At 70.3% G+C, this 23,370-nt stretch carries 21 protein-coding genes and 1 other RNA gene; 11 read left to right on the top strand and 11 right to left on the bottom strand.

Annotation, left to right across the window (positions count from 1 at the left end):
- Window positions 1-178 precede the first annotated feature (178 nt).
- Together HQ314_RS03970 and HQ314_RS03965 are read right to left on the bottom strand one after the other, a co-directional pair.
- Window positions 179-586, bottom strand: a complete 408-nt coding sequence (locus HQ314_RS03970; protein WP_222649304.1) for a PaaI family thioesterase — start codon at window positions 584-586, stop codon at window positions 179-181.
- 43 nt (window positions 587-629) lie between these two features.
- Window positions 630-1,325 (bottom strand): acetoacetate decarboxylase family protein, encoded by a 696-nt coding sequence (locus HQ314_RS03965; RefSeq protein ID WP_222649303.1) that lies wholly within the window; start codon window positions 1,323-1,325, stop codon window positions 630-632.
- 70 nt (window positions 1,326-1,395) lie between these two features.
- Here HQ314_RS03965 and HQ314_RS03960 point away from each other — a divergent pair, with 70 nt between their 5' ends.
- Entirely contained in the window at window positions 1,396-2,370 is a 975-nt protein-coding gene (locus tag HQ314_RS03960) for a cobalamin biosynthesis protein (protein ID WP_222649302.1), read from the top strand.
- On the opposite strand, the gene HQ314_RS03955 is transcribed toward HQ314_RS03960, so the two are convergent.
- From HQ314_RS03955 to HQ314_RS03945, 3 genes are read right to left on the bottom strand one after another with little or no spacing between them, the layout of a single operon-like run.
- Window positions 2,299-3,213 carry an SURF1 family protein gene (locus HQ314_RS03955; RefSeq protein ID WP_027505774.1) on the bottom strand — a complete coding sequence of 305 codons (915 nt, stop codon included), beginning with the start codon at window positions 3,211-3,213 and terminating at the stop codon, window positions 2,299-2,301. The two genes, HQ314_RS03960 and HQ314_RS03955, sit on opposite strands and share 72 nt — an antisense overlap.
- Before the next feature lie 37 nt (window positions 3,214-3,250).
- Window positions 3,251-3,709 (bottom strand): low molecular weight protein-tyrosine-phosphatase, encoded by a 459-nt coding sequence (locus HQ314_RS03950; protein ID WP_222649301.1) that lies wholly within the window; start codon window positions 3,707-3,709, stop codon window positions 3,251-3,253.
- Window positions 3,706-4,395 (bottom strand): HAD-IA family hydrolase, encoded by a 690-nt coding sequence (locus tag HQ314_RS03945; protein ID WP_027505776.1) that lies wholly within the window; start codon window positions 4,393-4,395, stop codon window positions 3,706-3,708. The genes HQ314_RS03950 and HQ314_RS03945 overlap by 4 nt, the downstream gene beginning before the upstream one ends.
- A gap of 35 nt (window positions 4,396-4,430) precedes the next feature.
- Between HQ314_RS03945 and cobC the strand changes: the two genes are divergently transcribed.
- The 4 genes from cobC to HQ314_RS03925 are packed head-to-tail and all read left to right on the top strand — an operon-like array spanning window position 4,431 to window position 8,512.
- Window positions 4,431-5,492 (top strand): Rv2231c family pyridoxal phosphate-dependent protein CobC, encoded by a 1,062-nt coding sequence (gene cobC, locus HQ314_RS03940; protein WP_222649300.1) that lies wholly within the window; start codon window positions 4,431-4,433, stop codon window positions 5,490-5,492.
- Window positions 5,492-6,652 carry a Nif3-like dinuclear metal center hexameric protein gene (locus HQ314_RS03935; protein WP_222649299.1) on the top strand — a complete coding sequence of 387 codons (1,161 nt, stop codon included), beginning with the start codon at window positions 5,492-5,494 and terminating at the stop codon, window positions 6,650-6,652. Before cobC ends, HQ314_RS03935 begins: the two co-directional genes overlap by 1 nt.
- Window positions 6,653-6,665: 13 nt before the next feature.
- A complete protein-coding gene (locus tag HQ314_RS03930) occupies window positions 6,666-7,403 on the top strand; it encodes a zinc ribbon domain-containing protein (protein WP_027505779.1) in 738 nt (245 codons plus the stop codon).
- On the top strand, window positions 7,400-8,512 hold the full coding sequence (locus tag HQ314_RS03925) for a bifunctional RNase H/acid phosphatase (protein ID WP_056445698.1): 1,113 nt from the start codon (window positions 7,400-7,402) through the stop codon (window positions 8,510-8,512). The genes HQ314_RS03930 and HQ314_RS03925 overlap by 4 nt, the downstream gene beginning before the upstream one ends.
- Window positions 8,513-8,549: 37 nt before the next feature.
- On the opposite strand, the gene HQ314_RS03920 is transcribed toward HQ314_RS03925, so the two are convergent.
- Both HQ314_RS03920 and HQ314_RS03915 read right to left on the bottom strand, forming a co-directional pair.
- The gene (locus tag HQ314_RS03920; RefSeq protein ID WP_373425278.1) at window positions 8,550-9,815 is read right to left on the bottom strand and encodes an SLC13 family permease; all 1,266 of its coding nucleotides are present in this window, start codon (window positions 9,813-9,815) and stop codon (window positions 8,550-8,552) included.
- On the bottom strand, window positions 9,815-10,342 hold the full coding sequence (locus tag HQ314_RS03915; protein WP_222649298.1) for a DUF1697 domain-containing protein: 528 nt from the start codon (window positions 10,340-10,342) through the stop codon (window positions 9,815-9,817). The genes HQ314_RS03920 and HQ314_RS03915 overlap by 1 nt, the downstream gene beginning before the upstream one ends.
- A 174-nt stretch (window positions 10,343-10,516) precedes the next feature.
- On the opposite strand from HQ314_RS03915, the gene rnpB reads away from it, so the two are divergent.
- From rnpB to HQ314_RS03900, 3 genes are all read left to right on the top strand, one after another.
- An RNA gene (gene rnpB, locus HQ314_RS03910) (RNase P RNA component class A) lies at window positions 10,517-10,940 on the top strand.
- A 470-nt stretch (window positions 10,941-11,410) separates the two neighbouring features.
- Window positions 11,411-11,596, top strand: coding sequence for a hypothetical protein (locus HQ314_RS03905; RefSeq protein WP_037185713.1), 186 nt, complete (start codon window positions 11,411-11,413; stop codon window positions 11,594-11,596).
- Window positions 11,597-11,612: 16 nt separating this feature from the next.
- The gene (locus tag HQ314_RS03900; protein WP_222649297.1) at window positions 11,613-13,028 is read left to right on the top strand and encodes an RNB domain-containing ribonuclease; all 1,416 of its coding nucleotides are present in this window, start codon (window positions 11,613-11,615) and stop codon (window positions 13,026-13,028) included.
- Window positions 13,029-13,101: 73 nt separating this feature from the next.
- Here the strand turns inward: HQ314_RS03900 and HQ314_RS03895 are convergent, their stop codons facing one another.
- The 4 genes from HQ314_RS03895 to panB form a co-directional block, all read right to left on the bottom strand.
- Window positions 13,102-14,637 carry a CYTH and CHAD domain-containing protein gene (locus HQ314_RS03895; protein WP_222649296.1) on the bottom strand — a complete coding sequence of 512 codons (1,536 nt, stop codon included), beginning with the start codon at window positions 14,635-14,637 and terminating at the stop codon, window positions 13,102-13,104.
- A 39-nt stretch (window positions 14,638-14,676) separates the two neighbouring features.
- Window positions 14,677-15,642, bottom strand: coding sequence for a prolyl aminopeptidase (pip, locus tag HQ314_RS03890; protein ID WP_222649295.1), 966 nt, complete (start codon window positions 15,640-15,642; stop codon window positions 14,677-14,679).
- A gap of 2 nt (window positions 15,643-15,644) precedes the next feature.
- Window positions 15,645-16,058 (bottom strand): hypothetical protein, encoded by a 414-nt coding sequence (locus tag HQ314_RS03885; protein ID WP_308119220.1) that lies wholly within the window; start codon window positions 16,056-16,058, stop codon window positions 15,645-15,647.
- 69 nt (window positions 16,059-16,127) lie between these two features.
- Window positions 16,128-16,964, bottom strand: a complete 837-nt coding sequence (panB, locus tag HQ314_RS03880) for a 3-methyl-2-oxobutanoate hydroxymethyltransferase (RefSeq protein WP_027505787.1) — start codon at window positions 16,962-16,964, stop codon at window positions 16,128-16,130.
- A gap of 134 nt (window positions 16,965-17,098) precedes the next feature.
- Here panB and HQ314_RS03875 point away from each other — a divergent pair, with 134 nt between their 5' ends.
- The 3 genes from HQ314_RS03875 to HQ314_RS03865 all read left to right on the top strand — a co-directional run bounded on the left by HQ314_RS03875 (window position 17,099) and on the right by HQ314_RS03865 (window position 23,314).
- Window positions 17,099-18,688: an alpha/beta hydrolase gene (locus tag HQ314_RS03875; protein ID WP_308119219.1), complete on the top strand. Its 1,590-nt coding sequence runs from the start codon at window positions 17,099-17,101 to the stop codon at window positions 18,686-18,688.
- 103 nt (window positions 18,689-18,791) lie between these two features.
- Window positions 18,792-20,132, top strand: a complete 1,341-nt coding sequence (gene glnA, locus HQ314_RS03870) for a type I glutamate--ammonia ligase (protein WP_027505789.1) — start codon at window positions 18,792-18,794, stop codon at window positions 20,130-20,132.
- A 167-nt stretch (window positions 20,133-20,299) separates the two neighbouring features.
- On the top strand, window positions 20,300-23,314 hold the full coding sequence (locus HQ314_RS03865; RefSeq protein WP_056445676.1) for a bifunctional [glutamine synthetase] adenylyltransferase/[glutamine synthetase]-adenylyl-L-tyrosine phosphorylase: 3,015 nt from the start codon (window positions 20,300-20,302) through the stop codon (window positions 23,312-23,314).
- Window positions 23,315-23,370: the final 56 nt, after the last annotated feature.

Here is a 23,370-nt window from a genome sequence, read left to right as displayed (position 1 = left end):
AGAACGTCGCCCGTTCTCCGTGTTGCGACCCCCGACGGGCCGGCGGGTGCCTAGTGTTCTGGGACAGGGGGCGACCCGAGCCCGCTGACAGGCACGAACGTCGGAGGAACACATGTCCGCAGGGCTCGTCGACATCCTGATCCGCATCAGCTACCTGTTCCGCGGCTGGAGCTTCTAGTCAGGCGTTCGGGTTCGCCACGTTCTGCAGTCGCACCTGACCGCGGGCGATCTCCTTACCTGAGTCGGCGCTGGTGATGATCACCTGCCAGAGCTGCTGTACCCGACCCTGTTGCAGCGGGGTGGCGACCACGTCGACCCGCCCCTCGGTCATCGACCGGAGGAAGTCCGTTCCGTTGTGGACGCCGACCGCGAACTGTCCGCGGTCCGAGACCGCCACGCTCGCAACGATACTCGCGGCCGATTCGACGGCCGAGGCGTAGACGCCGCCGTGCACGACGCCCCACGGGGTGTGATGATCGCTCGTCAGATCGATGTGTCCGCGTACCTCGGTGCCGGTGGCCGTGGTGACCTGCAGCCCGGCTGCGGCGGTGAAGACGGTGTCGGCGAAGTTCTGTAGGTCGGTCATGGGGTCTCCTGTGTAGGCGGACCCACAGTCAACCCCAACGAGCTCAGCGTCGGTCGACGTGTCCACCGAACACGATGGAGGCGTCGGCGAGTGCCACGCTCACGGTCGGCGTGCGTCCGTGCAGGTGACCCAGCGGACCGTCCGATGCGAACGTCCACGTCGTCGACAGCGCGCGGGTGGTCGCGTAGATCGTGTTGCGGGACACGACGGTGCGACCGCCGAGGTGCTGTGCGGTGGTGAGCGGAATGCGCGGCGTGCCCGGTGTGAGTCGGCGCCCGACCCGCGCGTCGAGCGCCGCGACGGGGGCACCGTCGAACGTCATCGACGCGGTGACACGCGGCCCGCTCGTCTCGCGGCGGAATTCGCCCAGATGCTTCGGTATGGACCACAGTTCGCGCCCACCGGTGCGGGACTGCGGACTGTCGACCCAGATGTGCGGGATGGTGGCCATGACGGTGATGCCGCGCCGGACGAGTACCGAGCCGATCAACTCGTCGTAGGACAGGACGCCGCCCGAGGTGTAGCGCACGAAGGCCGCGGAGACGACAGCGTGCCCGCCGACCGTCACCAGCCGGGCATCGGCGTCGGACACGGCGGACACCACGTCCTGCGGGAGCTCGTGGACGGGAACGCGGTAGACCGACACCAGCAGGGTGCCGCCGAGGTACCAGGGCTCCGGCGGATACAGCTCGCCGTCCGCGCCGGTGTGCCAGTCCTGCGTCCGCGCCGACTCCGTCATGCGCACAGGGTATCCGAATACGTGGACGTCCGACTATCTGACCGTGACGCGGCGGATAGGATCGCAGACGATGATCACCGCACCCGCCGTCGGAATCGTGTCCGGATACCTCGCCGACCTGATGCTGGGGGATCCACGACGCCGTCATCCCGTGGCCGCCTTCGGATCTCTCGCCGCCGCCCTCGAGACGCGGACGTACCGGGACGACCGACTCGCCGGAACCGTCCACACCGCACTGCTCGTCGGTGGAGCCATCGGCGCGACGGCCGCGGCGGATCGACTCGTGCGCGATCACCCGGTTCCGCGTGTAGCGCTGACGGCCGCCGCGGTCTGGGCGTGTCTCGGCGGAACGACGCTGGCCCGCACGGGTCTCGCGCTGGCCGACGCCCTGGACGCCAACGATCTTCCGGCCGCGCGGGCGATTCTGCCGTCGCTCTGCGGGCGTGATCCCGCTCTGCTGGACGACGCGGGCGCGGCGCGGGCGGCGCTCGAATCGGTGGCCGAGAACACCTCGGACGCGACGACGGGCGTGCTCTTCTGGGCCGCGGTGGCAGGGGCTCCTGGCGCCGTCGGCTACCGCGCCGTCAACACCCTCGACGCGATGATCGGCTACCACTCGCCGCGCTACGAACGGTTCGGATGGTGTGCCGCCCGGCTCGACGACGTGGTCAACCTGATCCCCGCCCGACTCACCGGACTCCTCACGGCAGCATCGGCGCCGACGGTGGGTGGGACGCCGCGGGACGCCCTGGCCGCGTGGCGCGCGAGCGCGTCCGACCATCCGAGCCCGAATGCCGGAGTGACCGAGTCGACCGCCGCGGGCGCCCTCGGAGTACGGCTCGGCGGCGAGACGGCCTACGCGCACGGTGTCGAACAGCGGCCCGTCCTGGGCCGGGGAAGCGTCCCCACGACGAACGATCTGCGGCGTGCGGTGCGCCTGTCGGCCGCGGTGCAGGCGAGCGCCGCGGCGGTGTCAGCGCTTCTTGCCGTAGCGATCGGTCAGCAGCGTCGTCGACTCGGCCGCGGGCGCCGACTTCCTTCGTAGGCCTCGCCGCGGCTTCAGCAGCGCGTCCAGTCCGTCGTCGTACTCGTCGGGAGCGGCGGTGGGCTCGAGATCGTCGCTCGGTTCGAGATCGTCACTCGACTCGGCGTTGCCACGCCGCCGTTCCTTGATCTCGGCGCGCACGAAGTACGCCAGACCCAGCGGAGCCATGATGCCGAACGCCAGCCACTGCAACCCGTAGGACAGGTAAGGCCCGGCGTCGAGCTGCGGCAGCGCGAGAACACCGAGACCGCCGGGCTGCGCGTCGGCGAGCTGCACGTACCCGTCGACCGGATCGGTGCCGGTCAACTCACCGACCTGGGCGGGCGTGATCGTGTAGACCTGCGGGACCCCGGGGCCGGCGACGGCGGGCTTGTCCGGAACCGACGGTTCCGAGACGCGCAGGCGGCCCTCCAGCGTGACGGTGCCGGCCGGCGGGGGATCGAAGGTCGGGACGTCGATACCCGTGGTGGGCAGCACGTAGCCGCGGTTCACCAGGATCGTGGGCCCGGCGTCGGTGACGAACGGGGTGAGGACCTCGAAGGCCGGGGTGTCGTCGACGCTGCGCAGGCGGACCACCACATCGCTGTCGGCGTCATACGTCCCGGTGACCACGACCCGTCGCCAGTCGTCCTCGGGGGCGACGACCTGCTCGGTCAACAGGTCGGCAGCATCGACCGGTTCCGCGTCGAAGGAGCGGCTGATCTGCTCGTTCCGCGCCGACGTGGTGGTGTTCTTGCCCAGTTGCCAGGGCGCGAGAACGGAGAAGCAGAGGTACGCGAAGAGGATGACGACAGCCGCGAGTGCCAACCACCCGGGACGGAGAAGGAACGACAGTCGGCGCACGACTACACAGCGTAGTCGTCGCGTCGCGACGGGGGTGTCAGTGCTGCGTGAGGGCCTCGAGTAGACCGGGGACGGCCGCCTCGATCTGCTCGCGCACCGTCCGGAAGTCGCCGTCGTCGCCGTAGTACGGATCGGCCACCGAGTCGGAATCGGCGTCCGGGTCGAACGAGCGCAGCAGTGCCAGCCGGTCCGCGGGGACGCCGAGGCGACGGAGGTCGCGCTCGTGAGATCGATCCAGCGCGACGACGAGGTCCGCTCCCAGGATCTCGGCATCGACGGTGCGGGCGCGATGGGCCGACGGGTAGCCGTGCGACTCCAGCTCGGCCGCGGCGCGCGGGTCGGCGGCGTCGCCGACGTGCCAGTCGCCCGTGCCGGCGCTGGTGACGCGCACCCGGTCGTCCATCCCGGCATCCGCGAGGGCCTGCGTCACGATCTTCTCGGCCATCGGCGACCGACAGATGTTGCCCGTGCAGACGAAGGTCACGTGCACCGTCATGCCGCGTCCGTCGTGAGCGAGGAGAGCAGTGTGGTGAGTTCCGCCGCCGATCCAACGGACCACGAGGCCGCGTCGTGCTCGGACTCGAATCCGTATCCCCACCGGACCAGGACGACGGGGATGCCCCAGTGCCCCGCGCCGAACACGTCGTGGTCGCGGTCGCCGACCATCACCACCGACGCGGTACCGCCCTCGGCCGTGGACCGAGCCGGGCGCCCCACCTGCTCGAGTGCGCGCGCGACGACGTCCGCCTTGGATCGGCGGCTGCCGTCGTCGCTGGCGCCCGCGATGAAGCGGAAGTAGTCGGCGAGGCCGAAGTGTTCGAGGATGCGCCGTGCGAATCGTTCGTTCTTCGACGTCGCGACCGCCATCGGGACACCGGCGGCCACGAGCGCGTCCAGCACGTCGACGATGCCCTCGTACACCCGGTTCTCGGACCAGCCGCGGCTGTCGTAGTACTCCGTGTAGGCGGCGCGGGCGCGCTCGACCCTGTCCTCGTCGAGACCGAGGGACCGGAACGTGTCGATCATCGGCGGACCGATGACGTGCGCCCGGACGTCGTCGCCGGGCGGCGGGCTCCCCACCGTCGCGAGCGCGTGATCGAAACCGGCGAGGATGCCGGGTGCGGAATCGGTGAGGGTGCCGTCGAGGTCGAAGAGGACGAGGTCGACGGCTGTGGTGGACATGGGGGTCAGTATATGGAGCGCCTACAGTCACCCGAGTGACAGGCGACGCCCGTACCGATCCGCTGCTTCGCCACCACGGCGACGTGGAGGTCGAGGCGGGCATGCTCGACTTCGCGGTGAACGTCCGTGGGTCCCGGCCCCCCGAGTGGTTGCGGCGCAGACTGATCGAGGCCGTCGACCGACTCGCGGCGTATCCGTCCGAGGCCGAGGACCGGCGGGTTCGTGACCGAGTGGCGTTGCGCCACGGTCGATCTCCGGACGAGGTGTTGTTGCTCGCCGGAGCGGCCGAAGGATTCGCGATGCTGCCCCGGCTGCGCCCGCGCCTCGCCGCGGTCGTCCACCCGTCCTTCACCGAGCCGGAGGTCGCCCTGCGCAGTGCCGACGTCCCGGTGCATCGGGTCGTCCTGCCCCCGCCGTACCGGCTCGTCGACGCCGCCGTTCCGCACGACGCCGACCTGGTGGTGCTGGGCAATCCGACCAACCCGACGTCCGTCGCCCATCCCCGCGCGGACGTGCTCGCACTCCGGGCGGAGGGACGCGTGCTCGTCGTGGACGAGGCATTCGCCGACACCGTGCCCGGCGAGCCCGAGTCCCTGGCGTCGCAGTCTCGTCCCGACGTGGTGGTGCTGCGCAGCCTCACCAAGTCGTTCGCTCTCGCGGGGCTGCGGTGCGGGTACGCGCTCGGAGCGCCGGACGTCCTCGCCACACTGAACCGGGGCCGACCCCACTGGCCGCTGGGCACCCTGCAGCTGGCCGCGATCGAGGCGTGCTGCGAACCCGACGCCGTCGCGTCCGTGGACGCCGACGCGCTCGTGCTCGCCCGCGAGCGGCAGTATCTCGTCGAACGGCTCCGCGTACTCGGGGTGGAGGTGACGGCACCGGCGACGGCGTCGTTCGTGCTCGTCCGCGCGGAGAACGGCGCAGCGATCCGGGCCGCGTTGCGGGACCGCGGCGTCGCGGTCCGCCGAGGCGACACCTTTCCCGGCCTCGGCCCGGATCACCTGCGGATCGCGGTGCGGGGCGCGGACTCCGTCGACCGACTCGCCGACGCGTGGGGTGACGTGGTGCGCGAGATGGGCACACCTAGGGTCGAGTGATGGCATCGACGGGAACCGCAGCGCCCACCCTGGCCGAGATCATCGACGTGCTCGACGCGGCGTACCCGCCCCGGCTCGCCGAGAGCTGGGACTCGGTCGGTCTGGTGTGCGGCGATCCCGCGAACTCCGTGACCACCGTGATGTTCGCCGTCGACGCCACGGCCGCCATCGTCGACGAGGCGATCACCGCCGGTGCCGATCTGCTCGTGGTGCACCACCCACTGCTGCTGCGCGGCGTGGACACGGTCGGTGCCCACACGCCCAAGGGCGCGTTGGTGCATCGCCTGATCACGGCGGGGTGCGCTCTGTTCACCGCCCACACCAACGCGGACTCGGCGCAGCCCGGAGTGTCCGACGCGCTGGCGACACTGCTGGGCCTCACCGATCTGCGCCCCCTCGACGAGAAGTCGGACGGGGGCCTCGACAAGTGGGGTGTGTACGTCCCGGTGGCCGACGCCCCCGCTGTGCGGCAGGCCATGTTCGACGCGGGCGGCGGGTCGATCGGCGACTACCGCGAGTGCAGCTGGAGCGTCGTGGGCGACGGCCAGTTCCGTCCCGTCGACGACGCGCGGCCGGCGATCGGCACCGTCGGCACCGTCGAGTCGGTCGAGGAACGGCGCGTCGAGATGGTCGCTCCGCGCTCTGCGCGCGCGGCCGTTCTCACCGCGCTGCGCTCGGCGCACCCCTACGAGGAAGTGGCGTTCGACGTCGTCGAGACGGCCGGGTTGCCGACCGACTGCGGGCTGGGCCGGATCGGGACGCTGGCCGAGCCGATGTCGTTGCGCGCCTTCGCCGAACGCGTCGGCAGCCGGCTCCCGTCCACTGCCTGGGGAGTGCGCGCCGCCGGCGACCCGGACGCGACGATCCGGCGGGTGGCCGTGTGCGGTGGATCCGGGGACTCGATGCTCGGCGCCGTCACCGCAGCGGGTGTCGATGCCTACGTGACCTCCGACCTGCGACACCACGTGGCGGACGAACACCTGCGGGCCGGCGGACCCGCGCTGATCGACGTCGCGCACTGGGCGGGGGAGTTCCCGTGGTGCGCCCAGGCGCGCGACCTGCTGGACAGCGCGTTCGGTGATCGCGACGGCTGGACCACCCGGACACTGACGATCAGAACGGATCCGTGGAGCATCGGCGTCCGTCCCCCGCAGGACTAGTACCGTGACACGCGTGAACGTCGACCCGAAGATCCAGCTCTCCCTCCTCGACCTGGCCGCCATGGACACCGAACTGGCCCAGCTCGCACACCGTCGACGCACTCTTCCCGAGCAGGTCGAGCTCGATGCACTCGAACGCGAGCGGATCGACCGCAAGGACGCAGCCGTGGGCGTGCAGATCTCGCTCGACGATCTGGACCGGGACATTCGCAAGCTCGAGGGCGAGGTCGACGCCGTGCGCCGCCGCGAGGAGAAGGACCGCGCTGCGCTGGCCTCCGGCGCGGCTCCCGCGAAGCAGCTCAGCGAACTCCAGCACGAGCTGGGCAGCCTCGAGCGCCGCCGCGGCATCCTCGAGGACGAGTTGCTCGAGGTCATGGAGCAGCGCGAGGCGTCGCAGAGCGACTACGAGCACGCCGGTGCCAATCTGACACAGGTCGAGGACACGATCGTCGACGCCACCCGTCGACGCGACGACGCGCTCGCCGACGTCGAGAACGCCGAGCGCACTCGGTCGGCGCAGCGCGAGGAGCTCGCCGCGCAGCTGCCCGCCGAGGTGTCCGCGATGTACGAGAAGCAGCGTGAGAGGTCGGGCATCGGTGCCGCCCTGCTGCGTGGTCGGCGCTGCGGTGCGTGCCGGATCGAGCTGGATCGCGGCGAGATCGCGCGCATCGCCGGCACCGCGCCCGACGTGGTCGTGCGGTGCTCGGAGTGCAACGCGATCTTGGTGCGCACCAACGAGTCCGGTCTGTGAGTCCCCATCCCGACTCCGTCCTGGTGGAGGCCGACGGGGGATCGCGAGGCAACCCCGGGCCCGCCGGATACGGCGCCGTCGTGTGGGACGCGGCGCGAGCCACGGTGTTGGCCGAGCGCCGCGAACACCTGGGAGTGGTGACGAACAACGTCGCCGAGTACCGCGGACTGATCGCCGGTCTCGAGGCGGCCCGCGAACTCGGGGCCTCGCGCGTCTCGGTGCGGATGGACTCCAAGCTGGTGGTCGAGCAGATGTCCGGCCGCTGGAAGGTCAAGCACCCGGACATGATTCCGCTGCGCGCGCGAGCAGCCGCTGTCGCGGACACGTTCGACGACGTGCAGTACGCGTGGATTCCGCGTGCCGAGAACTCGCATGCCGACCGGCTGGCCAACCAGGCGATGGACGGTGAGGACGCGCTGCTCACCGGTGCGGCCGAGGTCGCGAGCGCACCGACGCCGGTGTCGGAACGGCCTGCCTGGCAGTCCGTCTCGGGTGCCGCGACCCGCACGATCCTGCTGCGGCACGGCCAGACCGCCCTGTCGGTGGATCGTCGGTACTCCGGCCGAGGCAACCCGGAGCTCACCGAGCTCGGGCGAGCGCAGGCGGCGGCCGCGGCGCAGCGTGTCGCACTGCTGGGCGGCGTCGACGTCGTCCTGAGCTCACCGCTGGGCCGGGCGTTCGACACCGCGTCGGCCGTCTCCCGCGCGATCGACGTCCCCGTCACCGTCGTCGAGGATCTGACGGAGACGGACTTCGGCGAGTGGGAGGGCCTCACCTTCCTCGAGGCCACCGAGCGCGATCCCGAGCTGCATCGGCGGTGGATGGGCGACACGTCCGTCGCGCCGCCCGGCGGCGAGAGCTTCGACGCCGTTCTCGAACGGGTGCGCCGGGTCCGCGAACACATCGCGACCGAGTACGCGGGGAAGACCGTCGTCGTGGTCTCGCACGTGACGCCCATCAAGACGCTCCTGCAGCTCGGCCTGGACGTCGGCCCGTCGATCCTCTACCGGATGCACCTCGACCTGGCGTCCATCAGCATCGTCGACTGGTTCGACGACGACGCGGCCTCCGTACGCCTGGTGAACGACACGTCGTTCCTCTGGGCCTGATGGAGGAACCGACACGTCGTTCCTCTGGACCTGACCACTACACCTGCAGGGCGAGCCACAGGGCGACGGTCGCCGCGACCACGGTGATCGGTGTGGTCACCAGACCCACCACGGTGAACGTGCGCAGGCTCGGCGGCTCGCCCTCCGCGCGAGCCACGCGGCGCCACAACATGATCGCGAGCGACCCGACGTAGGTGAGGTTGGGCCCGAGGTTGACGCCGATCAGCATGGCGAGCAGCGCGCCCACCGGTGCAGCGCCTGTCGTCGACGTCAGTGCGGCGAGCAGCAGCAGCGTCGCGGGCAGGTTGTTGAGCACGTTGGAGGCGACCGCGGCCACCGCGGCGACGGTCAGGAGCGCGAGCAGCGTGGACGACGTCGGCAGGATCTCGGTGACGGCCTCGCCCACCGGACCCCCGGCGAGTCCCGCGACCACCACTCCGAGCGCGAAGACGAACACGCAGAACCAGAGATCGAGTGCACGCACGATCGCGACGGGAGTCGTCTCGGACCGGCGCAGCGCAGGAACGGCGAGCACGATCGCGGCCGCCGCGGCCACCCACACCGGTTCGAGGCCGAGCGACCCACTGATCGCGAAACCCACCAGAGCGCAGCCGATCACGACGAGGGCGAGCGTCGGCGCCGCCACGGACGGACCGTCGTCGTCCGGCGGGTTCTCCACCTCGCGCAGGTCGCCGCGGAACAACCAACGGAACGCCGCGTACTCGAGCGCGATCGCGACGACCCACGGCGCTGCCATCAGCGCGGTGAAGTGCAGGAACGACAGACCGGTGGCCGAGAACACCAGCAGGTTGGTCAGATTCGAGACCGGCAGCAGCGTGGAGGCCGAGTTCGACAGGTGTGCCACGGCATACGACGCCGGCCGTGGCGACATCCCGGCGCGGCGGGCGGCGGCGATGACGACCGGGGTGAGCAGGACGACCGTCGCGTCGAGACTGAGCACTGCCGTGGTGAGGGACGCGGTGACGAACACGAGCATCAGGAGCCGAGTGGGGGAGGATCGCGACCGGGCGTGCAGGACGGACGCGATCCACGTGAACACACCGTGCGCGTCGGCGAGGTGAGCGAGAGCCAGGATCGCCGCGAGGAACGCCACCGTGGGGGCGAGCTCCGCCGTCTCCTCGAGTGCGTCGCTCGTCGACACGACTCCGAGCAGGATCGCCAGTGCCGCGGCCGGAACGGCGATGGTGGCCTCGGGGAGTCCGCGAGGGCGAGCGATGGCGAAGACCAGGACGGCAGCCACCAGCAGCGCGGCCACGACGGTCCGCGCGGTGGAATCGGTGATCACGCGAGGATCTTGCGCAGCGTGCGGAGGTTTCGCGTGGTCGTCGTCGACTTGTAGGACGCGCGCGCACTGGCCTTGCCGACGACACTGGACAGGGTGTCACCGCGCACGACCTCCCAGAACAGGACGTGATGCGGCCCGAGTGTCGACCTCTCGACGACGGGGTCGGCCGTCTCGCCGATCGCCGCGAGATCGGTGGTGGACACACCGTCCGTCGAGAAGATCACGTACGGGTGGCGTACCGCCTCGTCGGTCTCCCACGGGAATGCGGCGACGATCTCGGCAAGTTGCTCCACGGTCACGACCACCACCCACGCCTCGTAGCCGAAGGCCTGCCGCAGGACGCCCTCCACGTCGGAGCGCACCACGGCCGGGTCCTGCGTCGTCGCGGTGAGCACCACGTTGCCCGACGCGAGAACGGTGCGCACCCCGGTGTATCCGGCGTCCTCCAGCGACGACCGCAGGGCTGCCATGGAGATGCGGATGCCGCCGACGTTGATGCCGCGCAGGAGGACGACGAAGGTCATGCGCGTGACTCTAGATCCCCGGTCCGACCATCCGTCCGCTCGGCACACCCACCCCCCGCGAGTACGTCCGAACTGTCGTGATCGGTGCTCGCCCAGCGACGGTTCGGACGTACTCGCGAGGGTCGGAGCGGGGGTGGGACGGGGGTGGCGGAGCGGCTACCATGACGGGGCGGACGAGTTGGCCGGGCGGCCGCGGCACGGAGAACTGACGACCGGCGTCGTCAAGCTTCGAGCCGAGGAAAGTCCGGACTCCACAGAGCAGGGCGGTTGCCAACAGCAACCCGAGGCGACTCGCGGGACAGTGCCACAGAGAAGAGACCGCCGACCGGTCCTCGGATCGGTCGGTCAGGGTGAAACGGTGCGGTAAGAGCGCACCAGCACCCCGGGTGACCGGGGTGGCTCGGTAAACCCCGCCCGGAGCAAGATCGAAGGTCGCACCGCCGTTCGCGGTGGTGCGTCTGCGCAGGTGTTCGAGGGCTGCTCGCCCGAGCCTGCGGGTTGATCGCTCGAGGTACCCGGCGACGGTGTGCCCAGATGGATGGTCGCCACCCGGGATTCGTCCCGGGGACAGGATCCGGCTTACACGCCGACTCGTCCGCGCACACGACCAGCACGGACCGCTGCGATGGAGGGCGGACTAGAACATACGTTCGATGTCCTCTACAGTGAGTATCGGCGGGCCGGCGGTAGGAAACTACGGGAAGCGTCGGCCCGCCGCCACGTATCGAGTCCTCCTGAACGACGAAAGGCCCCGTCCTCGATGAGGGCGGAGCCGTTCGTGAGCAGAGTGGATCAGATGGGGTCGACCACCAGCAGGGTGGCCCAGTACGTCGCGGCGTCATGGCCCATCAGCGGCAACAGTTGATCGAAGAGAAGGGTCGACATGTCGTACTCCTATCGGGTGCGTGGTCCGGCTCCGGTCCGGCGTGTGTACCCGGACATGCGAGAAGTGTAACGCGGCCGCTGGTCCCGCGGTGTGTGCGGTCGGCGCGTCGCCGACCGTGAATCGCGGGGCCGCAGAACGCGAAGTCTGTTCCGTCGGGGCAGATCTGGGGCACACTGTCGATCATGAGTGACGACGACGATCAGTGGTACTTCCGTATCAGCGACAAGGCTGTCGTGCAGGGCAAGGAGGCCGGTGCGATGGACCGCATGGGCCCCTACCCCGACAGGGCCACCGCCGAGCGCGCCCTCGAGATCGCCGCGGAGCGTAACAAGGCCGCGGACGACGCCGACGACACCTGGTCTTCGTGACCGCATCAGCGCGCTCGTGACCGCGTCGGTATCGAGGCGGGCCGTTGCGCCTCGGGTCGACGGTGTCGACTTCTCGGCTGTGCGCGCCGAGTTCGACCTGCCGACCGGGTACCCGCCCGACGCGGTCCCGGTGGCGGACTCTCGTCCGACGCGGCGCGACGCGACCGACCTGGAGTTCGTGACCATCGACCCGCCCGGGTCGATGGATCTGGACCAGGCTCTCGTCGTCCACCGCACCGACGCGGGTTTCCGCCTGTACTACGCCATCGCCGACGTCGGTGCGGTCGTCGCGCCGGGAAGCGTGCTGGACGAGGAGGTGCGCCGCCGTGGACAGACGCTCTACCTCCCGGACGACAGCGTGCCGCTGCACCCTCGGCAGATGTCCGAGGACGCGTCGTCCCTCCTGCCGGACCGGGTACGGCCGGCCGCGCTGTGGACCATCGACACCGACCCCGCGGGGACGGCGACGTCCTGGCACGTCGAGCCGGCGACGGTGCGCTCACGGCAACGGTTCACCTACGCCGAGGTGCAGTCGGCTGTCGACTCCGGCACCGTGCATCCGTCGCTGACGGCGCTGCAGGATCTCGGTCGGGCGCGGCGGGCCCTCGCGGTCGAGCGCGGAGCCATCGAACTCGCGTTGCCCGAGCAGGAGGTCGTCGCCAACGGTTCCGACCGCGGCGGGTGGCGCCTCGAGATCGCGCCGCGCACCGAGGCCGACGCGTGGAACGCCGAGATGTCCCTGCTCACCGGGATGTGCGCCGCCGCGATCATGCTCGAGGCGAGGGTCGGCATCCTGCGCACTCTCCCGCCGCCGGGCGCGTCGGACGTCGAGGCACTGCGGGCGGTGGTGCGGGCACTGGGCCTGCAGTGGCCGACCGGTGCCTCGCCCGGCCAGGTTCTCGCCGGCCTGGATCCGGCGGCTCCCACGACTCTCGCCGTGATGACCGAGGCGACCACGCTGTTGCGCGGCGCCGCGTACGTCGCCTTCGACGGTGAGACACCCGCGGAGCCGGACCATTCCGGGATCGGTGGCCCGTACGCCCACGTCACCGCGCCGCTACGTCGGCGCGTCGACAGGTACGCCACCGAGGTGTGTCTCGCTCACTGTGCCGGAACCGCTGTCCCCGACTGGGTGCTCGCCGAGTTCGCAGAGCTCCCCGACGCGATGCGGCGCAGCGATTCGCTGGCGTCGAAGGTGGATCGCGCGTGTATCGACCTCGTCGAGGCCAGGGTGCTGGCGGACCGCGTCGGCGACACCGTCTCGGCCGTCGTGCTTCGCGGACGAACCGACAAGCGGCCCGCCGAGGTCTTCGTTCCCGAGTACACCGTCGTCGGCCCGTGTTCGGGAGACCCGGCCGAGGGCACGACCGTCACCGTGCGGGTGGGGCCCGTGGACGTCGCGACCCGGCGAGTGGAGTTCTCGGTCGGGTAGGCCGGAGGCCGGTCGTCGGTCGTCGGGTAGGCCGGAGGCCGGTCGTCGGTGGTCGGGTAGGCCGCTCAGGTTGTCAGTCGAGGGAGGCTGCGCGGCGCCGCAGCTTCGTCCACGCGCGGGGGAGCGGCTCCAGCGCGTCCGCGCTGTCGTGTCCCTCGTTCGCGTACAGGACACCGAACGTGAAGGTGTCCTCGCCTCGCTCGGCCGCGGAGGCGGCCTCGGTCAGGATCGTGGCGCGCGACACCGCACTGTCCTGGACGTCGCCGAGGACGGACTGCACCTTCTTCGCGGCCTTCGCGACGTCGGCGGCCGTCGTGCGTACTGCTCCGTCCGAGAGTGCGCCCGCCGCTGCCTCGGCCGCGTAGCGCAGCTTCTTGGCGTTCTTGCGCACGTCGTGCAGAGCCTCGGCACGCTCGTCGCCGGTGAGCGCGGCCGCGTGAGCCTCGGCTCGGGCGATCGTGCGGTACTGGCCGCGGAGCACCTTCCGGAAGACCTTGTCCGCGCGGCTGTCCGACGGACCGACGGTGGGTGCTGCCAGGAGAGCGTCGAGTGCGTCGAGCAGGGCGAAGTAGCGTTCACCGCTCAACTCCCGCACGATCTCGTCGTGCGCGAGCGTGTACAGCCGTCGCTGGGTGCCGACGAGGGTCTCGACCACGGGACCGCGCACAGCGTCTGACGGCAGCGCCGCGAGCGCCGCGTCGTAACGGGCCGCCAGCACCTCGGCGTCACGAGCGGTGCCGAGAATGTCGGCGAGCCAGGACAGTTCGCCACGGACCGCGTCGACGGACGGTCGGTCGAGCAGGTCGCGGTAGGACCGCAGCACGCTGCGCAGCCGCCGCGTGGCGACGCGCATGGCGTGCACCGCGTCGTCGGCGTTCTCCCGCACGCGCGGATCCGCCGCGAGGAGAGCGGACACGTCGGTGGCCAGGGCGGCGAGCAGCGCGGACCCGGCGGTGCCGTCGGGGGTGGCATCACCGGTGCGCAGATCCGCCAGGCGGGATCCGAGCGCCCGTGCGAGCTTCGAGGGTGAGGAACCGGGGTCGGCGCCGTGGGAGAGCAGGTAGGTGCTCACCTTCTCCAGGGTTCGGCGGTCACCGTCGAGCAGCTCCACCTCCCATTCACGCCAGCGAACAGTGGTGTCGTCCAACAGGTTCCGGGCGGTGACGGTGTCGTCGCACAGCTCCGCGGCGGTCTGGTGCCGCTTCGTGGCCACGACGGTGACGATGCGGCGGGTCTCGATGCTCGCGACGGGCACGAGCGGTTTGCCTCGCACGTGCGCCGTCACACGATCGGCGACCTCGGCCGGCACGCGAGCGGTGTTGCCGCCCGCGGACAGCGGGCTCCGCAGCTCGAGACGCTCGTCGGACGAGACGGGCATCTTGATGTGCCAGCCCGCGTCGGAGCTTCCGGTCCGTCGACGCACCGTGATGCGTCGACGCGCCAGATCGAGATCCGGGGTGTCGAAGTACGTGGAGACCGGGTGTGTCAGCTCCGGCGCGGACGCGGACACGATCGACTTCGCCCCCGTGAGCTCGGGAACCGGCGTGTCCATGCCGACGTCGAACTTGGCCTCGATCTCCGTGTGCGCATCCGCACCACCTGAACTCATGGTGACATCTTTACCACCTGCAGGTGAACGGCCGGTTCGTCAGCGGCGGAAGGAGTCCGTCGCCTCGACGAGGTGATGGATGATTCCCGGTTCCGCGGCGGAGTGCCCGGCGTCGTCGACGATGTGGAGTGTCGACGACGGCCAGGATCGATGCAGATCCCAGGCGCTCGTGGCCGGGCACACCACGTCGTAACGGCCCTGCACGATGACGCCGGGGATGTGGGCGATGGAGTCCATGTTCGCCAGCAACTGATTCTGTTCCAGGAACCCCTGGTGCACGAAGTAGTGATTCTCGATGCGCGAGAACGCGAGTGCGAACCGTGCCTCGGAGTTCTGCTCCACGCGTTCCGGTTTCGGGAGCAGGGTGCTGGTGGCGCCCTCCCACGTGGACCAGGCGACCGCCGCGTTCAGCGCGGTCTCCGGGTCGGACGAGTGAAGGAGTCGGTGGTAGATCTCCACGGGGTCGCCGTCGCGCTCCGCCGCCGGGATCGGGGCGAGGAACTTCTCCCACAGTTCGGGGAAGAGGTGTCCCGCGCCGCCGCGGTAGTACCAGTCGATCTCCGACTCACGCAGCAGGAAGATGCCGCGCAGCACCAGTGACGTGACGCGGTGCGGGTGCGCCTGGGCGTACGCGAGCGACAACGTCGATCCCCACGACCCGCCGAACACCGACCACGTGTCGATGCCGAGATGCTCACGCAGGACCTCCATGTCGGCGATGGAGTGTCCGGTGGTGTTGACGAAGAGATCGGCGCCGTCGGCGACGTGCGGCGTGGACCGACCGCACCCGCGCTGGTCGAACAGCACGATCCGATAGGCCTCGGGATCGAAGTAGCGACGCTGATCGGGACCCGTGCCGCCGCCCGGTCCGCCGTGCACGAACACCACCGGAGTGCCGTCGGGGTTGCCGCTGACCTCGAAGTGGAGGTGCTGCCCGTCGCCGACGTCGAGCATCCCCGAGTCGTGCGGGTCGAGTTCGGGGTAGAGGGACCGGCGCGCCGTCATCGTCACAGCCCCACGAGGCCCGACGCGAGATCGGGAATCTCGAGGATGTCGACGACCTGGCTCCGGACGTCGGAGCACGCGTCGGTCGCGGCCGTGTCGACGATCCCGCGGTTCTGGATCACCGCGGCGTTCAGTCCGTAGCGTGCCGCCCACGTCTGCACCAGGATGTTCAGGCCGCCGCGGCCCACGGTCGGACCCTGCACACGCCAGTTCGACAGCTGTGCCTCGAGGTCGGTGCACAGCGACTGAGCCTGATCCTCGGACACCGCCGGGGTGGCCGCAGCCGCCGACGTGGTCGTCGTGGGAGCGGCCGTCGTCGACGCAGTGGTGGTGTCCGTCCCGCCTGCGCACGACGTCAGGGTCACGGTCGCTGCTGCCAGAACACCCGCCGCGGCGAGTCCATGTCGCATCATCATGGCCCCGAGTGTGCCACCCGGGTGCTTCCCCGACCGGCTCGCCCGCGTCGCTCGCCAGGGGTCGCAGTCCTAGAAGCTGTGCTCCTGCGCGGGGAAGGCCCCCGACCGCACCTCGGCGGCGTAGGTCGACGCCGCGGCGCGCAGCTGGTCGCCGACGTCGCCGAAACGCTTGACGAACTTGGCGGTGCGACCGCTGGTGAAGCCGGCCATGTCCTGCCAGACGAGAACCTGGGCGTCGCACTCCGGACCGGCACCGATGCCGACGGTGGGGATCGTCAGCTTGCGCGTCACCTGGCCGGCGAGATCGGCGGGCACCATCTCCATGACGACGGCGAAGGCGCCGGCCTCCTGGACGGCGATGGCGTCGGCCACGAGCTGCTCGGACGCGTCGCCGCGGCCCTGCACGCGAAAACCACCGAGTCCGTTGACGCTCTGCGGGGTGAAGCCGATGTGCGCCATCACGGGGATACCGGCGGCGGTGATGGCGGCGATCTGCGGGGCGACACGCTCGCCGCCCTCGAGCTTGACCGCGTTGGCCTGGCCCTCGCGCATGAAGCGGACAGCGGTCTCGACGGCCTGCTGCGGAGAGATCTCGTAGGTGCCGAACGGCAGGTCGGCGACCACGAGTGCGTTGGGGGCACCACGGACCACGCCGCGGACCAGGGGGATGAGCTCCGCGATGTCGATGTGCACCGTGGTGTCGTAGCCGTAGACGACGTTGGCGGCCGAGTCGCCCACGAGCAGAACGGGGATGCCGGCCTCCTCGAAGATGCGCGCGCTCGAGTAGTCGTAGGCGGTGAGCATGCTCCAGCGGTCGCCGGAGGCCTTCATCGCCTGCAGGTGGTGGGTGCGGGTCTTGCGGCCCGTGGGTGCGGATCCGTACAACGGGGTCTCAGCAGCAGACATCGAGCGTCCCTTTCGTCCTCGAGGCCCGCTCGGCGGGTCCCCGGGTAGAGGTGATGACGCGTTCAGTCTGCCACCGCCGGGTTCCGCGGCACGAGTGCGCTTGGTCACACACCACGCCGTGCCACCATCGAGAGGTGTCCTCCCGTCGCGCGTCCGTCCGTCTCGCCGTCTCCCTCTCGGTTCTCGCGGTGTTGGCCGCGGCGTGCGGCTCCGATGTCGGCGGCACTCCCACCGACGACGAGGGTGGGTCCGTGCCCGTCACGACGACGGAGACGCGTGCCGATCAGCCGTCGACGCTGGACGCCTTTCGGGCGCAGCGTGTCACGTGGGGATCGTGCGAGGGATTCGTGACCGACGGGTCCGAGTTGGACCCGAGCCTGCAGTGCGGCCGGGTGACCGTGCCGATCGACTACGACGATCCGGCCGGACCCACCGCCTCACTGGCGTTGTCCCGGTCGGCGGCGACGGGGGAGAAGGTGGGCTCGATGCTCGTCAACCCCGGTGGACCCGGCGCGTCGGGCCTCTCGACTGCGACGGTGGCGCGGGGTACCGCCGTCGAATCGTCGTTCGACGTCATCGGATTCGACCCTCGGGGCATCGGTGCGTCGGTGCCGGCGGTGCGCTGCGACACTCCGCGGGAGTTCGACGCCGAGCGTGCGGACAACGACGTGGACACCTCGCCCGCCGGAATCGCCGAGACCGAGAAGGACAATCAGGACTACGCCGCGCGGTGCGCCGAGCGCAACGATCCGGTGTTGCTCGAACACCTCACGTCGGCCGACGTCGCGCGGGACATGGACGTCGTCCGGTCGGTGCTCGGCGACGATCAGCTGACGTATCTCGGATTTTCGTACGGGACGCGGCTGGGCTACACCTACGCCGAACTCTTCCCCGAGAACGTGCGCGCGATGGTGCTCGACGGCGCTCTCGACCCCGCTGCGAACGCGGCCGACGAGGTGGTCGCCCAGGGCGCAGGCTTCCAGTCGGTGTTCGACGCCTTCGCGGCCGACTGCGCGGGACGGTCCGACTGTCCACTCGGTACCGACCCGGCGGGAGCCGTGCGTTCCTTCCGGGCCCTGGTCGATCCGTTGGTGGACCGGCCCGCGAGCACCGAGCTCACCGGGCCGGAGGGTGCCCGCTCGCTGAGCTACGACGACGCCGTGACCGGAGTGCAGCAGGCGCTCTACAGCACCGAACTGTGGGGACCGTTGCGGCGCGGACTGACTCAGCTGGAGAACGGTCAGGGCGACATCCTGCTCTCGCTCGCCGATCTCTACAACGGGCGCCTGAGCGACGGCACGTACAGCAACACCAACGACGCGTTCACCGCCGTGCGGTGCGTCGACGATCCGCGGGTGACCGACCGGGCGGAGGAGGGCGCGCTCGACGCCCGGTTCCGCGCCGCCGCGCCGTTCCTGGACGACGGCCGGGGCAACGGCACCGCGCCGCTCGAGCCGTGTGCCTTCTGGCCGGTCCCCTCGGCGGCCGACCCGGGGCCGGTCTCGATACCGGGACTCGCACCGACCGTGGTGGTCTCGACCACCGACGATCCCGCCACCCCGTACGAGGCCGGGGTCGCTCTGGCCTCGCAGCTGGGCTCGTCGCTGGTCACCTACGAGGGGAATCAGCACACCGCCTCGTTCGCCGGGATCGCCTGCATCGACGACGCCGTGTCCGCCTACCTCGTCGACCTGACGCCTCCACCAGCAGGTCTGCGCTGCTGAGCCGTGACCTCACAGTCGTCGCCACCGCGCTGTGAGGTCCAGAAAGTGCGACCGGTTTCACGATGTAACACGGATTTAATGCAACGTGCCTAGCCTGACGGTCATGGATCGCCAAAAGGAATTCGTGCTTCGCACTCTGGAGGAGCGCGACATCCGGTTCGTCCGTCTGTGGTTCACGGACGTGCTCGGCTACCTCAAGTCCGTGGCCATCGCTCCGGCCGAACTCGAGGGCGCGTTCGAGGAGGGCATCGGCTTCGACGGCTCGGCGATCGAGGGCTTCTCACGAGTCTCCGAGGCCGACACCGTGGCCAAGCCCGACCCCACGACGTTCCAGATCCTGCCCTGGACCACCAGCAAGGGCGAGCAGCACTCCGCCCGCATGTTCTGCGACATCGCGATGCCCGACGGGTCGCCGTCCTGGGCCGACTCCCGGCACGTGCTGCGTCGACAGCTCTCCAAGGCTGCGGACCTCGGATTCAGCTGCTACGTGCATCCCGAGATCGAGTTCTTCCTGTGCAAGGAACTGCCCGACGACGGTCGGCCCCCCGTCCCCGCGGACAACGGCGGCTACTTCGACCAGGCCGTCCACGACGAGGCGCCGAACTTCCGGCGCCACGCCATCGACGCCCTCGAGTCCATGGGCATCTCGGTGGAGTTCAGCCACCACGAGGCCGCGCCCGGTCAGCAGGAGATCGACCTGCGCTACGCCGACGCCCTGTCCATGGCCGACAACGTGATGACCTTCCGCTACCTCGTCAAGGAGGTCGCGATCGACGAGGGCGTGCGTGCGACGTTCATGCCCAAGCCGTTCAGCGATCAGGCCGGCTCGGCCATGCACACGCACATGAGTCTGTTCGAGGGCGAGACCAACGCCTTCCACAACCCGGACGACCCCATGCAGTTGTCCGAGACCGGCAAGGCCTTCATCGCGGGCATCCTCGAGCACGCCAACGAGATCAGCGCGGTCACCAACCAGTGGGTCAACTCCTACAAGCGTCTGATCCACGGCGGCGAGGCCCCCACGGCGGCGTCCTGGGGTCCGTCGAATCGCTCTGCGCTGGTACGCGTTCCGATGTACACGCCGAACAAGGCGTCGTCTCGCCGCGTCGAGATCCGCAGCCCCGACTCGGCGTGCAACCCGTACCTCACCTTCGCCGTGCTGCTCGCGGCCGGACTGCGCGGTGTGGAGAAGGGGTACACGCTGCCGCCCGAGGCCGAGGAGGACGTGTGGTCGTTGACCTCCGCCGAACGCCGCGCCATGGGCTACCGGGAGCTGCCCAGCAGCCTCAACGAGGCGCTCGCCGCCATGGAGGGCTCCGAGCTGGTGGCCGAGGCGCTCGGCGAGCACGTCTTCGACTACTTCCTGCGCAACAAGCGTCGTGAGTGGGAGTCGTACCGTTCGCACGTGACGCCGTTCGAGCTCAAGACCTACCTGGGTCTGTAGCGACTGCGCGATTGTCGAGTGGACGGGGCTGTCGAGTAACGTCGACACGCCATGAACATGTCGGAATGCACCACCGTCCCGAGATTCGTCGACCCGCGGTTCGTCCACCCGACGTTCGCTGACGCCGACCCGGCGGTCGACTCGTACACCGTGGTGGAGGCTCGCCCGTGATTCCGCCCAGTTCCCGTTCCACCGTGCCCAGCCCCGGACGGCTCGGTCTCGTCGAGGCGTCGGCCCCGGCGAACCTGTCGCTGCTGGGCTGGACCGACGAGGACAGCACCGAGCTGCTGTGGTCGCTGTCGCGCTCGCCCGACGCCGATCTCGCGCTGCGCACCCTCGCGCGCCTCGCCGAGGATCTCGGTGACAACTGGTCCGACCTCGACGCCCGCCTGCGCACCGACAAGAGTCTGCGCGGCCGCATGTTCGCTCTCGCCGGATCGTCCAGCGCTCTCGGTGACCACCTGGTGTCCGAGCCGGAGAAGTGGCGCCTGCTCACCACCTGCACGGAGTCGTTGCCCACGGCCGACGAGCTGCGCGACTCGATGCTCGCGAGCGTCGGTGCCGTCGCGGAGACGGGCGACGACGCCCTCGGTCAGGTGTTCCGGGCCGAGCTGACCGGACCCAAGGCCATCATCGCGCTGCGTACGGCGTACCGCGACCACCTCATGATCCTGGCCGCCGCCGATCTCGCGGCGACCGTGGAGAACGAGCCCGTCGTGCCCTACGAGGTGGTCGGTCGTCAGCTGTCCGATCTCGCGGACGCGGCGCTCACCGCGGCACTGTCGGTGGCCGTCACCGTCACGTTCCCCGACGGGCCCTGCTCGGTCCGACTCGCGGTCATCGCGATGGGCAAGTGCGGTGCGCAGGAACTGAACTACGTGAGCGACGTCGATGTCGTCTTCGTCGCCGAACCCTCCAACTCCCTCGCCACCCGCATGGCCGGCGAGATGATGCGCATCGGCTCGTCCGCCTTCTTCGAGGTCGACGCCGCACTGCGTCCCGAGGGCAAGCAGGGCGAACTGGTCCGCACTCTCGACTCGCACCTGGCGTACTACCAGCGGTGGGCGAAGACCTGGGAGTTCCAGGCGTTGCTCAAGGCGCGCGCCATGACCGGTGACGCCGAGCTGGGCCAGGCCTACGTCGACGCGGTGACGCCGATGGTGTGGGTGGCCAGTGAGCGCGAGGACTTCGTCCCCGAGGTGCAGGCGATGCGCCGCCGCGTCGAGGAGATGGTGCCGGCCGAGCTGCGCGAGCGCGAGATCAAGCTGGGGCGCGGCAGCCTGCGTGACGTCGAGTTCGCCGTCCAGCTGCTGCAACTCGTGCACGGACGAGCCGACGACTCCCTCCACGAACGCGGTACCGTCGCCGCGCTGTCCGCTCTCGCCACCGGCGGCTACATCGGGCGTGACGACGCGGCAAACCTCACCGCGTCCTACGAGTTCCTCCGCCTCATCGAGCACCGGCTGCAGCTGCAGAAGCTGCAGCGCACGCACCTCCTGCCGCCGGACGACGACGACGAGGCGATGCGCTGGCTCGCCCGCGCCGCCCACATGCGTCCCGACGGCAACCACGACGCGACCGGCGTTCTGCGCCAGGAGATCCGTCGCAACGCGCAGCGGATCCGGCGGTTGCACGCTCGGCTGTTCTATCGCCCTCTGCTCGAATCGGTGGCCCGGCTGGACAGCGACTCGCTGCGCCTCAGTTCGGATTCCGCGATCCGGCAGCTCTCGGCGCTCGGCTACTCGGCTCCACAGAACGCGCTCGGACACCTGAGCGCACTCGTCGGCATGGGTGCGCGCAAGGGTCGCATCCAGTCCCTGCTGCTGCCGACGCTGCTCGAATGGCTGGGCGACACACCGGATCCCGACGCGGGCCTGCTGGCCTACCGACGGCTGTCCGAGGAGGTCGCCGAGCAGTCCTGGTTCCTGCGGCTGGTCCGCGACGAGGGCCCGGTGGCGCAGCGCCTGATGCAGGTGCTCGGGTCGTCGGAGTACCTGCGCGGTGTGTTGGTCAACGCGCCGGAGGTCATCCGGCTCTTCGCCGACGGATCGACCGGCCCCAAACTGCTCGACGTCGATCCCACCGAGACGTACGGCGCCATCCTGAAGTCCTCTGCGCGCTACGACGATCCGGTACGCGCGGTCGCGGCGGCGCGGTCCCTGCGTCGCTACGAACTGGCGCGGGTCGCCTCGGCGGACATCCTCGGACTGCTCGAGGTCCCCGAGGTGTGCCGGGCGCTGTCCTCGGTGTGGGCAGCGGTCATCAACGCCGCCCTGGACGCGGCGGTCCGTGCGTCCGTCGCCGAGCGCGGCGGCACCGCTCCCGCGTCGATCGCCATCATCGGCATGGGTCGACTCGGTGGTGGTGAACTGGGCTACGGGTCCGACGCCGACGTGTTGTTCGTGTGCGAGCCGGCCGAGGGCGCCGACGACAGCGACGCCGTCAAGTGGGCCAACGCCATCGCCGATCGTGTCCGCAAGCTCCTGGGTTCGCCGAGCCAGGACCCGCCGCTGGAGGTGGACACCGGACTGCGTCCCGAGGGGCGCAACGGGCCTGTCGTGCGCACACTCTCGGCCTACGACGCGTACTACTCGCAGTGGGCGCAGCCGTGGGAGGTGCAGGCCCTGCTCCGCGCCCACCAGGTCGCCGGCGATCAGGACCTGGGAATTCGGTTCCTGCTCATGGCCGACCGCATCCGGTACCCCGAGGGCGGAGTCTCCGAGGACGCCGTCCGCGAGATCCGGCGCATCAAGGCCCGGGTCGACGCGGAGCGATTGCCCAAGGGAGCCGACCCGAAGACGCACACCAAGCTGGGGCGCGGGGGACTGGCCGACGTCGAGTGGACCGTGCAGTTGCTGCAACTGCGTCACGCCCACCGCATTCCGGCGCTGCACAACACGTCGACCCTGGAGTGCCTCGACGCGATCGGCGCCGCGGAGCTCATGAGCCCTGGCGACGTCGACCTCCTGCGCCAGGCGTGGCTCACGGCCACGAAGGCCCGTAACGCGCTGGTCCTGGTGCGCGGCAAGCCGACCGATCAGTTGCCGGCTCCCGGCAAGGTGCTGTCGGCCGTCGCGCAGGTGGCCGGCTGGCCCAGTGGCGACGCGGGGGAGTTCCTCGACAACTACCTGCGCGTCACCCGTCGGGCCAAGGCCGTGGTGGAACGCGCGTTCGGTTCCTGACCCGTACCGGTTCTGCACAGAGAACGACCCCGCTCGGCCGACTGTGCCGGGCGGGG

It is taken from the genome of Rhodococcus sp. BP-332, assembly GCF_019836065.1.
Classification (GTDB): Bacteria; Actinomycetota; Actinomycetes; order Mycobacteriales; family Mycobacteriaceae; genus Rhodococcoides.
This window is presented reverse-complemented; position numbering and strand designations above follow the sequence as displayed.